At 41.3% G+C, this 15,375-nt stretch carries 7 protein-coding genes; 1 reads left to right on the top strand and 6 read right to left on the bottom strand.

Annotated elements, in window-relative coordinates:
* Positions 1-43: 43 nt before the first annotated feature.
* On the bottom strand, positions 44-469 hold the full coding sequence (locus BM176_RS28645; RefSeq protein WP_090107839.1) for a hypothetical protein: 426 nt from the start codon (positions 467-469) through the stop codon (positions 44-46).
* 152 nt (positions 470-621) lie between these two features.
* Here BM176_RS28645 and BM176_RS28640 point away from each other — a divergent pair, with 152 nt between their 5' ends.
* Positions 622-903, top strand: a complete 282-nt coding sequence (locus BM176_RS28640; protein ID WP_090107838.1) for a hypothetical protein — start codon at positions 622-624, stop codon at positions 901-903.
* 80 nt (positions 904-983) lie between these two features.
* Here BM176_RS28640 and BM176_RS28635 read toward each other — a convergent pair whose 3' ends face one another.
* From BM176_RS28635 to BM176_RS28615, 5 genes are all read right to left on the bottom strand, one after another.
* Complete coding sequence (locus BM176_RS28635; RefSeq protein ID WP_090107837.1) at positions 984-3,458, bottom strand: S8 family peptidase; 2,475 nt, start codon at positions 3,456-3,458, stop codon at positions 984-986.
* A 9-nt stretch (positions 3,459-3,467) separates the two neighbouring features.
* On the bottom strand, positions 3,468-4,454 hold the full coding sequence (locus BM176_RS28630) for an AAA family ATPase (RefSeq protein WP_090107836.1): 987 nt from the start codon (positions 4,452-4,454) through the stop codon (positions 3,468-3,470).
* 364 nt (positions 4,455-4,818) lie between these two features.
* Entirely contained in the window at positions 4,819-6,597 is a 1,779-nt protein-coding gene (locus BM176_RS28625) for an ABC transporter ATP-binding protein (protein ID WP_090107835.1), read from the bottom strand.
* Positions 6,598-6,633: 36 nt separating this feature from the next.
* A complete protein-coding gene (gene ectB / locus BM176_RS28620; RefSeq protein WP_090107834.1) occupies positions 6,634-7,914 on the bottom strand; it encodes a diaminobutyrate--2-oxoglutarate transaminase in 1,281 nt (426 codons plus the stop codon).
* 166 nt (positions 7,915-8,080) lie between these two features.
* Entirely contained in the window at positions 8,081-15,364 is a 7,284-nt protein-coding gene (locus tag BM176_RS28615) for a non-ribosomal peptide synthetase (RefSeq protein ID WP_090107833.1), read from the bottom strand.
* Between the last annotated feature and the right edge of the window lie 11 nt (positions 15,365-15,375).

The following is a 15,375-nucleotide window of genomic DNA, read 5'->3' as shown; positions in this document are numbered from 1 at the left end:
GTAAGAAGCTGCATCAAAAGTATGATACAGCCTTTTTTCTTCGTCAGTATCTGTTTATAAAATGCATTACCTGCGAAATACCGTTAAATGGACTTCCTGCTTCCACCTGGAATACATAAGTATTTCTATTTATGTCCGTTAGCTTTAGCCGCGTGAATGATCTGAAGCCTTCCTGTTTGAGATTCTCATATTCTTCATCCATTGCCACCTCCACATGGGCGAGATCCTGATAATAAACGTCTGAACGACTTTCATTTTTGACTGATATTATTCTTTTGCTGGTCAGCAAAACCCATTGGGTATTATCCTTCTTGTAAATAATCAACCCTTTTTCGCCATCTTCCAGTCCTGCAAGTTGTTCTGCGTATTCTGGTTCATTTCGTTCAGTGATTATTTTAGTAAACTCCCCTTCCCCTCCTTTCCGTTGGAAATGGGTTATTATAGCTGCAGCGCTTCGTTCTTTTGCCATATAATTAATTACAATACTCCGGTAAAAAATCAGGAAGCTAATTTGCCCCAAACGGTAGTACACACTGTTAACAATGCGACTGGTAAAGACAATCCAATATTCATATATTTAAGTGCCTTTACATATATTTGACATTCCTTAAGTAATATCTTATGAGTAGGAAAATCGCATATAAATATGCTTATCTAATCTCTTTTTTTTATGTTGGATTAGGTACTGTTTCTGTTTTATCAGTATATCCGCATGATTTTTTACATGGAGATTGGATAATATATTGTCTGGCTTTTACATTGCCAGTTAGTGCAATTGGCATAGGAATTCGCTATGCGGATCCTTCACAGTATTTAATGATAATATCTATTCAAATATTAACATTTTTATTTGTAGGATGGATTATATTCAGACTTTTTTTAAAGAAGAAAATTGTACAATAAATGATAATTTAGAAATTATGGTTGATCATAGCCGTAGGCAACGCCTGCGGCTATGATATTTATGGTTATATACAGTTTTCCTAAATGTCAATCGGAACTCTGATTAACTCTGCTACAGGAGTATAGATATCCAGATTCGCAATGTTATCCGGCGCCTCTATAGTAATAATAAGACTGTAATAAACATGACTATTATAGCGCTCTAATTGTTTTCTTGCCCTCCACCAACCCCCAACCGGATAGATGGCGATTTGATTTCTATTTGCGAGTTCCACTGCAGGCCCCACCCAAATGTCTTTATGTATACAACCTTTATTCCGCAGGCGCTCTCCCAGGATCCAGTCTTCCGCGCCTTCGGCTTCCCAGTTGTCTTCCTCCATTGCTTTACTAATTCTGCCAAGAAAGGCGGCAGGCCGTTCACCGCTGTCTATCATCTTAAAGCGAAGCCCATGGGACATATAACTTGATGCCTGCTCATAGCGCTTGTTGCCGGGGTTCGGTTCTATAAAATAGGATAGCGTCACTGTTAATTTGACTTCAGTATTAAATAAGCCCTGAAGAGCGTCCACAGGCCACGGTAGCTCGAACAGATGAAACTGATCCGTTTTGGTCACGCTACCCTCTAGTTTGTATGGCTTTAGTATGCGTTCTGCGATCAAGGACAGACTATTATTAGCACTATATCGGGCCTTTCCCATATTAGGGACACCATATCCAACTTGCCTGAATAATCTCAATTTTTCGCCGGCATTCAATTGTTGGATGGATCGGTTTCGGCGCATAGCTGGTGTCCATTCTGCCGAATGAATCATCAGGCCACGAATAGTTTCCGGCCGTAGATTGGGATATTCCCTGTATAGCTGTGCACCAAATCTGGACGCTAATGCTGTTGCGCCACTGGTATCACCAAAAGTCACTAGCGGTGCATGGAGAAATCTGGCAGTGGAGGTTGAAAGTAATTCCAATGACCAGTCCAGAACAAGACCTGCACTGTCAATACCATGATTACCTCCTTCCATAACAATATCCGGTTTTCTGCACCACTCATTGTCCCAGTCAGCGGATGTGCGGCTGCTGGGAGACAATGCCCCTCGTTGAGCTAATAAATTGGCGCCTGGAAAGCGTTGTATGTCTAATTGGTCTTTTAAAGTATAGGCTCCCACCACAATTGCATTGTAGGATTGGGCAGGATCTTCAATCGAATTTTTCTCATTGGAGAGTGGGTAAGTTAACCTTTCGTGATGGTCGAGGTTTCCGGCACTGATCATAAATAGTAAGTTGTCGTTTGGCACATCCGGCGTCCCAAAAAGCAATTGATCAATGGCTGCCGAATGTGAGGATGGACGTCCTTTATGTACTACATCCCAATTGGTCAAAGCCAAACATACTATCCTGTTATGATTAGGATTTAGAATCTCTGCTCTGGCAATAGCTTCAATGGTTACAGCTCCTCGCAGTTCCGGAGCAAAACCATTGCCATTATAAATTTTTATGCTTTCCAATTTATGTCTGATATCTATGCGATGTTGAGTAGCAAATAGATCGGTAAGATCACCATAGATTGCCAGTCCTGCCATAGGTGTACCATGCCCATTGTTTAGGAACTTGTCCTCAGCATCCCAGTGGGCTTCAATAGCTACTACATGTCTGGGATCAACGACGTTTGCCAATAGTGGATTGTTAAGCGTAATGCCGGAATCAAGCAAGCACACACTTACATCGTCAGGTGCAAAGTTCACCCTGGTCGCTAGGTCATCCGCCCATACATGCTGTTCTTCGGGAGGCGTGTAATACGTAAAAAATGCGGCATTCTCCTTTAGCATTCTGATTTCGCAAAGTCGGTCCGTATAAAGAATAGATTTGGAAAGCTGTTCTGCTGTAGCATTCATCAGGTAGACGTAATGTTCAGGAAATGCCAGAAACCGTCTTCCAATCTGCACTTCATTTGCTGCCAATGACTCAGCGATTCTTGATATGGGATTGTCCGGATCGTCGGCATTCTCGCGGCTGATCCATATTTCCCACCACTGGCGTTGATCAAATTCCGGAAACAGTATTTCCGGTTCCTGCCAAAAACTTTGCAAAGTAGCCGCACGGATCTCATCTATATTAGCTACTAAGGACTGGTTCAGTGGTGATCCCCAGCGAGGGTGATTACGATTGACGTAGTCATCAACCTTTTGCAAAAATTTACTGATTGCCTGACGATTAAGGTATACTGCCGCTTCGTAATAGGTGTGTAGCTGACCTTCGTGGTCTTCGCTTTCCAACTGTCTGGTAGTCTTTAGCCTGAAATGGCCTTTGCTGTCCTCAAACTTTTGCAGATCCAATAGAAAGTCCGGAGGCGACTTAAATACTATGTAAACAAAGTTATCATCGGAGTTTTGCTGGAAATCTCTGACCGCTTGATTAAACTGGTCCCTAATGGAGCGTCCATGGCGCACCCGGTTAAGTCCTTTTCTTATCTCAATAGATCTACCCTGGACCTTACTGGTATATGGGTAAGAGTTAGTTCGGCCATTTATAATCAAATGGTCGACGTGGAATGCAGGCATGAACAATCATTATTTAAATGGGCTCTTCCGTTTATCTATGTAATGGACTAATAGCTCTTTGGTTATTTGAGAATCTCCATATAAAATACTTTCCTTCACCAATTCTGCACAGATATGGAATATATCATCATAACTAAGCCCTTCAGCCCGTTCACGAACGGTTGAGGCTAAATTAAAGTAGATAAGGTGCTCCAGAACTTTCAGCCCTTCTTCAAATGCTTCAACAATTTGGGGACTGTTAGGTAAGGAAAACTTAATGATATCGTCAAATCGACGAAGTAACGCAGTGTCTAAGGCCTGCGGAAGATTTGTTGCGGCTACAATAATACTATCGGATTGATCTTTTTCTATTTCCAGTAGGAAACTATTCAATACTCTTTTTATTTCCCCCACGTCATTTGAGTCTGTACGAGAAGTAGCAATGCTATCAAATTCGTCAAACAAATATACAGCCTTAAATTGTTTCATTGAGTCGAAGATTAGCCGAAGCTTTGAAATCGACTCACCCATATAGCGACTAATAAGACCATCAAGTCTGATAACAAAAACCGTTAAACCCAATTCTGCTGCAATCACACTGGCTGACATGGTTTTTCCGCTACCGGGAGGACCAACCAGCAACAACTTTCGCCTCGGTGCCAACCCATGTCGCAGTAACAAATCGATCTTTTTCTGTTCTTCTATCAATCTGACAAGCCCTTGCTTAATGGAGTCCTCAAGGATCATATTGCTTAAGGTGACATGAGGTTTAATCAGGTCTAGCAATTCGTTAAGATCTTTTTGTGCGCCATTTACAGGTAGCTTCTTAAGTAGCCCATTGGCTTGATGAGTTTTCGATTTGGCTTGGTCAATAGTTCTAACCAGGTCGTCTGCTAGCTTTTGATTTCCATTCCTAGCCTCAGCAGCTGCCATCTGCATAGCAACAGCATAGAAATGCGCATCATCGCCTTCCGCAAATGACTTAATTAATGTTTTCAACTGTTGCGCTGCCTCCATACTAAATTAAAATTGATACATCCAAAATACTCATTTTATCTGATAATCAATTGTTTGCTTGTTTGTCTACTTAAGTTATGTCTACCCAAAGTTATTAAATAAGCTGGGTAATCCCACAACAGAAGTCGCCAAATTACATGTTGGCGAAACAAAAATCAGTCGTACCCGCGGCCCTGGCTTCCTGTTCCAGTGATTCAATCAGCCATTTAAAACCCCTCACATTTCCTTTCAACAATGCTTGTCAATACTTAAATACTCAATATAATCTGAAATCATCAAGTACCTAAAATTGATAAACCGCCTCAAAATGATTGAGACGGTTTATCCGTTTACTAATTCAGGTTGGTGTACCGAAGCCTTGCAATTAATTTGCGAATTGCATAGCACTTAAATGCTGGTATACACCTCCCTCCAATGCAATCAATTCCTGATGCGTACCTACCTCCACCACATGTCCTTTGTCCATCACAACTATCTTATTAGCCTCCCGTACTGTAGAGAGACGATGTGCTATAATAATACACGTACGACCTTTCATTAGTTTGTCCAATGCATCCTGCACCAGTCGCTCGGATTCTGAATCCAATGCGGAGGTGGCTTCATCGAGTATAAGGATACGGGGATTCCTCAGCAATGCACGGGCAATCGCAATTCGCTGCCGTTGTCCTCCGGACAATTGCACTCCCCGATCTCCTACCAATGTGCTGAATCCGTCGGGGAAACTGTTGATAAACTCAACGGCATTGGCTTGTCTGGCGGCCATCATGATCTGTTCCTTTGAAGCTCCAGGGTTTCCGTAGGCGATATTATCATATATAGAACCTCCAAAAAGAAATACATCCTGCAGCACGACTGCTATCTGGCTTCGTAATGCTGAGAAAGGGAACGTTTTGCTATCCCGCTCATCAAAATAGATATTACCATGAGCAGGATCGTATAACCTTAACAGTAAGGAGACGATCGTACTTTTACCTGCCCCGCTGGGCCCTACCACTGCTATTTTCTGATCTGGTGCTACGGAAAAAGAAATATCATTCAGCACATACCTGTCTGGTCGTGAAGGATAAGAAAAAGATACATGCCTGAAAGAGATCTGTCCCTTCAGTGTATGTTTGGGATCTATCTCCGTTACATCTGTCAGTATTTCCGCAGGTTCATCCAGTATTTCAAGCAAATGCTCAGTAGCGCCAATGCTTTTCTGGATATTGGCATAGGCATCTGCCAACTCAGTGAAAGCTCCGCCTATCAAAGCCGCGTACACTACAAAAGAAACGAGATCTCCCGCAGATTTCATTTCTCCTGAGGCAATCAGTAATGCACCTTTCCATATAACGGCCACGATTGCCCCAAAGAGACACATTGTAAGCAATGCAGTAAAAGCGCCCCGGAACTTCCCGCTCTTCATGCCTATAGTTGCGGTTTCCTGTACTTTCTGCTTGTATCGCTTCATTTCAAAAAACTCATTGGCAAAAGCTTTTACATTTAGTACGCCTTGCAATGTTTCTTCTAAAATAGTATTCGATTCTGCTATTCTTTCCTGCGCATTTTTTGAAAAAATACGTAAATATTTTCCAAAGAATAATGCTATCCCCAGGATAACAGGCAATATAGCCATCATGAACAAGGTGAGCTTAAATGATGTGTTCATCAACAATACTAATCCACCTATGAGCAGTACGAAATTCCTGATAAACTCTGCTATTGTGGTGGTAAATGTTTCCTGCAGCAATGAGATATCGGAGGATATACGACTATTCAATTCCCCTACCCTTCTTTTCAGGAAAAATGCCATAGGCAGTTGTATCAGGTGATTATAAATATTCTGCCGCAAAGAAGACAATGCTTTCTCTGTTATGTTTACGAAGAGTATAACACGAAAGAAAGAGAATATTGCCTGTCCGCCTAATACTGCTGTGAGTAACAGTCCCAGCCGGTTAATATCTCCTGCTAAATGATTCTTACTGCCAAAGTCTACCAGTTGCCCTAGTAAATATGGAATTGCAAGACCCGCCAAACTGGCCAAAAGCAGGAAAAGCATAGCAGCAAAGAATTCCAGGTAGTACGGTTTCACATACTGATATAACCGCAATGTTCTCTTCAACCCGCTTTTAGGCTGACTTATTTTCGATTCATTTGACTGCATAAGTGAAATTTTCTATTTAGTTTAAATGACTGGCAATTATGCCAATTCCTGCTGCTGATGAACTTTCTGGCGGACATGCGCATTCACACCATCCTTCAATATTCCCAATGCCCTCTCCAGTATATCATTTTCAATAGTCAATGCAGGTAAGAGTTTGATTACCCTGTCATGACGACCAACACATTCTACAATCAACTGCTTTTCAAAACAATATTTTGCTATTTTCTTCGCCAGTAAAGGATCTTCAAATGCAGAAAGATCAATTCCCCACATTAGTCCAAGTCCCCTGATAGCAATACGATCATCAACAGTGGCTATCTCTTCCAGGAGGAAATTATGTATGAAATCTGACTTCTGCTTTACTGCAGCTTCCAGATTCGTATTCTTCCTAAACTCAAGCGCTGCTTTTCCGCCTATAAATGCCAGCTGATATCCACGGAATGTTCCATTATGTTCGCCCGGTTGCCAGATATCCAGTTCCGGCTTAATTAATAATATTGCCATAGGCAGGCCATATCCGCTAATTGACTTTGACAACACCACAATATCAGGTACAATACCAGCACGTTCGAAGGAGAAAAAATCGCCCGATCTGCCGCATCCGATCTGAATATCATCGCAAATAAAAAGTATCTCATGCTTTTCACAAATGCGCTTTAATGCTGCCAGCCACTCCGGAGATGCCACGTTTATTCCTCCTTCTGCCTGTACTGTTTCAAGTATTACCGCAGCCGGTTTTTCTATTCCTGAATGTGTATCTTCCAGCATCATTTCAAAATATGTTAGGCTGTCAAATCCACTATTCTCAAATGGAAGGAACGTAACATTATGTAATGCTACTCCGGCTGCCTGACGGTGGTATTGATTACTTGTTAATGCCAGGCTTCCCTGAGATAAGCCATGATAACCTCCCATAAATGCCACCACATTTGAACGTTTGGTATAATTCCTTGCAAGTTTGAGTGCTGCTTCAATAGCATTGGTACCAGTTGGGCCACAAAACTGAAATTTATAGTGTAACCCTTTTGGTTGTAGTAACAATTCATTAAATGTTGTGATAAATTCACTCTTGGCTGTTGTGAACATATCCAGTCCCTGCATGATATAGTCATCCGCCATATACTGCAATAACTGCGATTTGATATAGTCATTATTATGACCATAATTAAGCGCGCCAGCTCCCATCAGGAAATCAATATATTCCTCACCATTCACTCCATATAATAATGAGCCTTTTGCTTTCTGAAATATTACCGGAAAACTTCTGGAATAGCTGCGCACATTTGATTCCAGGGCTTCAAAAACATTTGTAGACATACTAATAATAATTAGAGGATAAAATAATAGGGGTAATAGTATTATGGGTTATTTAAAACTGATAATATTTTCATCAATAACATTTAGTTTAGCTCCGGAGGAGCGCCCTGTAATTTGTTGATACAAACAGGTGCTCCTACCGAAACCCGATTTAGATTTTGTTTGACTAAACAGCATTGATATATTTATTTAAAAAAACGGCTAATGATTTTGCGTAATCATTCTCCAGCATTGTAACATGATTGCCAGGTGTAACAATAGCTTGAATATCTCCGGCATACGGTTTCCATCCAAGCGTTTCATCGAATCCAAACTTATTCCAGTTTTGCTCAACCGCACTAACTATAGTCAGCGTTGCATCTACCTTTCCTGAAACATAATACTCCATAGTTGAATTACAGATCATCAGGTAAAGCATTTTCGACATTCCTTTACATTCATTCCGGACAACATCCAACAGATAAGCACGTCTGTCACTTACAGGCAGGAGTTCCATAGCTGATCTCATTTCCTTTATCCAATCAGGATATGGTTCTTCAATCAGTTTATGTTCTTCCAGGTAAATCATTGCGTCATCCAGCAATGTATCTGTATTTACGGAATAGCTTAATCTCACAGGAGCATCCAGCATAACAGCCAGTTCTACTTTTTCCTGCATACCTTCCAGTTGACGGATCACTTCGTAAAGCGCATAAGCCCCGAATGAATGTCCCATTATCCTGTAAGGGCCTTCAGGCTGTACTTCTTTTATCCATTGAATATTTTGTGCGGCAATTGCTTCCATACTATCCAGTGGCACTTCTCCTTCCAATAGTCCTGTCATCCTCAAACCATATACAGGTCCGTTTTTATCCAGTTTATTCACCAGCTGATCATACAGGTCTACCATCCCATAACCACCGGGTATTATAAACATAGGTTTATCTCCCCTGGCATCATTTAATAGAACGATGTGATCATTCACTCCTCCTTGCAACGTACTCTGAGCAAGTAATGCCGCTTGTGTTTCAATGGTTTTATTTGTCATTAAATCACCCAGTTGCAAACGGTATCCCATTTTCCCGATTTTCGACATCAAACGGATCAATATCAATGAGTGACCACCCAACTCAAAGAAGTTATCATAGATGCCTATTCTTTCTATTCCCAGCAATTCCTTCCAGATATCAGTCAATTTCTTTTCGATTAAATTACGGGCCTCCACATATGGTACATTCACCAGTTGGAATACAATTGGTTCAGGCAGTTTCTTTCTGTTGATCTTTCCGTTAGCAGTAAGTGGCATTTCCTCCAATTCCATCCATACTGCAGGTACCATATACTCCGGTAAGCAACTCAACAGGAAGGATACAATTTGCTCCCTGTTAAATATTCCATTGGCTACTACATATCCTGTGAGGTATTTATTTCCGGATATATCTGCTCTTGCTATTACGACTGCCTGATTTACCAGTTTGCTTTGCAATAACACTCTTTCTATTTCTTCCGGTTCAATTCTGTATCCTCTGATCTTTACCTGGTTGTCTATACGCCCCATGAACATGATATTCCCATCGGGCAACCAACGGGCCAGATCTCCCGTTCTGTATAACCGGGATCCGGGATCAATACTAAAAGGATTACTGATAAACTTCTCTTCTGTTAATGCCGGCAGGTTCAGATATCCTCTTGCTACTCCTTGTCCTCCTATACACAATTCTCCACCTACTCCTATTGGAACAATTGCTCCATTAGGATCCACGATATATAAACTTGTATCAGAAAAAGAAGTTCCAATAGGCACAGCTGTATACTCCTTTTGAAGATCTATTTTATACATGCACTTTCCTATAGTCGTTTCAGTGGGACCGTAGTGATTAAACACTTCACAAGCGGTACCGGACAACCGGATATCGGCAATCACATCATCCTGCAAAGCTTCACCTCCAAAAATCAGTAACCTGGCTGGTAATAGTAATATACCATCTGCACACAATGCTTTCCAGTGAGAAGGAACGATCTTTAAACAATCGATCGGATGTTCTTTAAAATAAACCCGCAGCAACTCTGCATCTGTTACCCTTTCACCTGAAATGATGTGTAATGCTCCACCTGCTGCTAAAGCTCCGTATATAATCGTATTCCCCAGATCGGTTGTTATTGCTGGTACTAAAGCAAATGACCGGCATTCATTCACACAACATTTTTGCTGCAACCCATATATGTAATCAACAAGATTGGAATGTGCAATCATCACGCCTTTGGGATTACCGGTGGACCCAGAGGTGTATATCACATATACCAGGCTGTCGGGTTTACTGTCATTCAAGGAACTATCATTCTGCGCTTTCGCTTTGATAAGATCCCAGTCTTCTTTAATGTTCAGACATTTTATTCTGCTGAGAGGAGGAAGTATTTTATCGTCAAGGCTACCATCAGTAATACATATACGACAATCCGTATCCTCTAATATAAAAAGCATTCTTTCTTTCGGAAATGCCGGATCAATTGGCACATAGGCTCCGCCTGCCTTTAATATGCCCAATATGCCTACCATCATTTCCAGGCTTCTGTCTATACAAAGAGGAACCAGTGTATCCGCTTTCACCCCTTCTTCCTTCAGGTACCTGCCCAATGCATCAGCACGTTCATTCAGTTCCTGATACGTCAATTGTGTTTCTTCATATACCAACGCCACAGCATCAGGATACTTCAATACCTGCTCGTGGAATAAATCTATAATCGTTTTATCCGTTTTGTGAAAGTGAGTAGCCGAACCAGTGCTAAAAGTATGTATCAGCTCATGTTCTTCCTGCTCCGTAAGCATATGCAGGGCATCAACAGACAGGGAAGGCAATGCTACAGCAGACCATAATAATTGCTCATAATGTTTTGCCATACGAACAATTGTTTCCTGGGCAAACAGGTCTGTAGCATATACAATACTCAAATCTATCCCTTGCTCTGTTTCTGATATCATAAAGTTCAGATCAAACTTAGCCGTGGTAAGTTCTACTTCTTCACCGGAAAGAGATAAATCTCCTAATACCAGCTCCGGGGAGTCGGGTGTATTCTCTAATACAAACATTACCTGGAATAATGGATTTCTGCTCCGGTCCCTGTCTTTCACTACAACTTCCACCACTTTTTCAAAAGGTATATCCTGATGAGCATATCCTTCCAGTAATGTTGTTTTTACCTGCTGCAATAATTCCGTGAAAGATGGTTTACCACTCAGGTCGCAGCGCAGTGCCAGCGTGTTTATAAAAAAACCTATCAGATCTTCTACTTCCTTTTGTCTTCTGCCCGCCACAGGTGTTCCTATACAAAGATCGTCCTGTCTGCTGTACCTGTGCAACAACACATAAAATGCAGACAACAAAGTCATGTATAAAGTAACTTCCTGTTTATGACTGAATCCTTTCAGTTTGGCTGTCAGCAAACCATCTATATGATGATTCACCACAGCACCATTGGTCCGCTGTATGGCTGGTCTGTTATAATCAAGCGGCAGCTCCAGTGGCGGGGTATCTGCTAATTTCTGAGACCAGTAATCCTGCTGGGATTGCAACACATCTCCTGTAACGTATGTTCTTTGCCATATGGCATAATCTGCATACTGTATCTGCAATTCCGGTAATTGATCTGAACCGCCAGCATACAATTCCGTAAATTCTTTTACGAGTACATTAACAGACCATCCATCTGATGCAATGTGATGCATAGCTAACACCAGAATATATTCTTCTTCATTTAAATGCACCAATCCGGCCCTCAGCATATATTCCGAGCTGAGATCAAACGGCTGGTAAATAAATGAATTGATAGCCGTTTTCAGGTCACCTGCTACTGTTATCTCTGAAAGTTGCCAACCATCAGCTCCCATCACTTCCTGCCAGGCAATACCATCTTCCGACCGGATAACCGATCTAAGCACCTCATGCCGGCTAACAATTCTTTGCAATGCATATTGAAGTGCATCCCTGCTTACTTTACCTCTTAATCTTAATGCCGCAGGCATATGATAATGTAAACTTCCCTCCAGCTGATCAATAAACCATAATCGCTCCTGGCTGAATGACAATGGTATCTTTGCGGGTCTTGGCTGTTGGGTAATGGCAGGAAGTAATACCTTATTTCCTTCCTGCACAATATATTCGGCTAATGAAGCAATCGTAACATATGTGAATAAGGATTTCACTGTAAGCTCTACAGCCATTTCTTCCCGTATGGCAGCAATTAGCCTGATGACCATCAGAGAATGTACTCCTAATTCAAAGAAGTTATCATATACTCCTATCCGTTCTATTTTCAATATACGTTGCAGAATAAGAGCCAGTGATTGTTCCGTTTGATTACGGGGAGCTACATATTCATTTATTAACAACGTATCCGTTTCCGGTAGTGGTAATTTTTTCTTGTCTACTTTCCCATTGACTGTTAATGGTAGTTGTGCCAATTCAATCAGCAACACAGGTATCATATAAGCAGGCAACTTTTCCTTCAGGAAGTTCATCACCCCTTCTCTGTCAAAAGTACTCCCAGGCACTACATAACCTATCAATCGCTTTTGACCATTTGCATCCGGCAAAGCAGTAACCACCGCCTGGCTAACCCATTCACATTGTTGCAGTACACTTTCAATTTCACCCAACTCTATACGGAAGCCACGGATCTTTACCTGTTCATCTATTCTTCCTGTATATGCAATTGTTCCATCAGGAAGCCATTTGCCCAAATCGCCTGTTTTATAAAGCCTTTCACTACCGAACGGATTAGCTACAAATTTCTCTGCTGTTAAATCAGGACGATTCAGATAACCACGTGCCACACCGGCACCTCCCAAATAGATTTCGCCCACTACACCTACCGGCACTAAATGCTGTAGTTCATCCACTATATAAGCCTGACGGTTACTTAAAGGATAACCTATCGGAATATTATCATTGAACAAACCTGTTTTAACAGGATAGGTTAATGAAAAGGTTGTATTCTCCGTAGGACCATATCCATTAATTATTTTAATAGACGGGTATTCCTCTAATAACTTGTTGACATGTTTTGCTGATAATTTTTCTCCTCCTGCTAAAACAACAGATAAGCTTTTAAATACGTGGATATCAGTATCCACCAGCTGATTAAACCATCCTGCTGTAAACCACATCATGCTGATTCCCCGTTGCTGAATTTCCCTTTTCAGTAAAGCAGGATCCAGCAAAGTCTGTTCCTCACATAATACCAGTTGCCCGCCATTTAACAACATCCCCCAGTATTCAAAAGTGGTAGCATCAAAAGAAGGAGATCCGGTAGACAACAGAATATTGGAAGTATTAAAAGAAACATAATTTACTCCGTTCACTAAACTCACCACATTTTCATGTGTCACCATCACTCCTTTTGGTTGACCAGTAGACCCTGAAGTATAAATGATATAAGCCAGATTACCGGAATGCAAAACAGTATTTACCGGTGTTAGCGGTTCCTGCTGTAACAGTGTAACCAGCTTATCTGTACAGATATACTTCAGGGTTGAATGTAACTGACCGGAATATGCTGTTGTTGTTATAATCACGGGGCTGTTACTTTCCGATAACATGAAATGAATACGCTCAGCAGGATAGTCCGGATCAATGGGTACGTAAGCTGCTCCGGCTTTCAGAACACCAAGGATAGCTATTATCATTTCCGGACTTCTTTCCATACAAACCGGTACCAGCATTTCATGTTGAACGCCCTGGTTTTTAAGATAATGTCCAAACTGATTTGAACGTTCATCCAGTTGTTTGTATGTGAGCTTTTCTTCCCCAAACACAAGTGCTATCGCAGAAGGAGTCTGCTGCACCTGCTGCTCAAACATGGTAATGATCGTTTGATTTTCATCCGCCTTAATAAAGGTATCATTAAAGCTATGCAGTAACTGCTCTTTTTCAGCGGCTGTTATCAGGACAATATCACCTACAGTCCCTTCTTCCTGCGATATGATTTGTGTCAATACCTGTTTGAAATGCCCGGACAACCGTTTCACATATTGCGTTTCCAGTATATCCTCATTATAGATAAACAGGGCTTCAATTTTATCCGATGCACCTACTATAATCGTTAGTGGATAATTAGTGTGTTCTTTTATGATAACATTATCCAGTTTAAGTTTCCAGGAACCAGATGCAGCAATCTTACTCACGGGATAATTTTCAAAGACCAGGATACTATCAAACAGATCTCCTGTAATCCCTGTCCACCGCTGAATTGTACTTAGTGCGGTATATCCGTTCTCTCTTGATTCTATCTGCCCCTGCTGAATATCATTCAGCCACTCTGCAATGCCGGTATTGTAGTTTAACTTTGAGTGTAAAGGCAGTGTATTGATATATAGTCCTGCTTTTTTTTCCACTTCAGGTAATTCCTCCGGACGCCCTGATGTAATAACTCCATAAGTAACACTCTTTTTCCCTGTATAATTATGCAGGATAAATGCCCAAACTCCCTGCATCAAAGTATTTACCGTCAACCCATTTTTCTTCGCATATGCTTCCACGTGGGCACTAATCTCTTCATCCAGCACCAGCAATTCCTCCTGAAATATACCTGCTCCTTTTGTACGGCTTTCTGCAGATGAAATAAAAGGTAAAAGGCTACCTTCTTCCACTCCATTCATATACTTTTGCCAGAATAGCTCTTCCTGCTCTTTATTCCGCCCTTCCACATAACGGATATAATCCTCATACAGATCCTCACCTTTCCATTCAACAGTCTTACCATCTGCCAGCAATTCATAATATTGTAATAACTCTTCCAGCAGAATTGACATAGACCAACCATCTAATAAGATATGGTGGTAGGTCCATAACATATGATAGCTATCCTTATCAGTTTGCAATAATGTGATGCGCATCAAAGGTGGTTCCTTATAATTGAGTCCCATGGAAAGATCTGTACGCAGGTAGGCTTCAATTGCCAGCTGCTGATCTGCCGGATTCAAATGTTGATAGTCTACCACTTCAAAAGGCAGCGTCACTTCACGGTATACACATTGTACCGGCATTCCCAGCTCCTCATATTCAAAACTACTGCGCAGGATGCTATGCCTTTTCAGCAGCAGGTTCCAGCTTTCCTTTAGTATATCAACATTCACTTCCCTGATATCACAGGTAAATTGTTCCGTGTATGCCAATACCTCTTCATCATATAATCCATGAAACAGCATTCCTTCCTGCAAACCGCTTAAGCGGTAAATAGCACTAATATTCTCCGACCGTTTCTTGGCAACCGGCAATTTGTATTCAGCGATATAATCTATCAGCTGTTGTTTATTATCCTTTATGTAAGTTATTACCTCATCTTCCTTTCTTATAGCTGCAATTTGCTCATCAGTCAGTTTATTCCTGTCGCCTCTCAGTAATAGTTTACCATCCTGCACTGCCAGCGAGAAGTGAGCGCTTTCGAGTTTACTTACAAATTCTTTAATACTCATTTATTAATTTT

It is taken from the genome of Chitinophaga sp. CF118 (assembly GCF_900112615.1).
GTDB lineage: Bacteria > Bacteroidota > Bacteroidia > Chitinophagales > Chitinophagaceae > Chitinophaga.
This window is presented reverse-complemented; position numbering and strand designations above follow the sequence as displayed.

What these genes read in the sequence shown, in the direction of transcription:
- BM176_RS28625 (WP_090107835.1), bottom strand. Translation starts at nt 6,597, where the DNA reads ATGCAGTCAAATGAATCGAAAATAAGTCAGCCTAAAAGCGGGTTGAAG.
- BM176_RS28635 (WP_090107837.1), bottom strand. Translation starts at nt 3,458, where the DNA reads ATGCCTGCATTCCACGTCGACCATTTGATTATAAATGGCCGAACTAAC.
- BM176_RS28645 (WP_090107839.1), bottom strand. Translation starts at nt 469, where the DNA reads ATGGCAAAAGAACGAAGCGCTGCAGCTATAATAACCCATTTCCAACGG.
- BM176_RS28615 (WP_090107833.1), bottom strand. Translation starts at nt 15,364, where the DNA reads ATGAGTATTAAAGAATTTGTAAGTAAACTCGAAAGCGCTCACTTCTCG.
- BM176_RS28640 (WP_090107838.1), top strand. Translation starts at nt 622, where the DNA reads ATGAGTAGGAAAATCGCATATAAATATGCTTATCTAATCTCTTTTTTT.
- BM176_RS28630 (WP_090107836.1), bottom strand. Translation starts at nt 4,454, where the DNA reads ATGGAGGCAGCGCAACAGTTGAAAACATTAATTAAGTCATTTGCGGAA.
- ectB (WP_090107834.1), bottom strand. Translation starts at nt 7,914, where the DNA reads ATGTCTACAAATGTTTTTGAAGCCCTGGAATCAAATGTGCGCAGCTAT.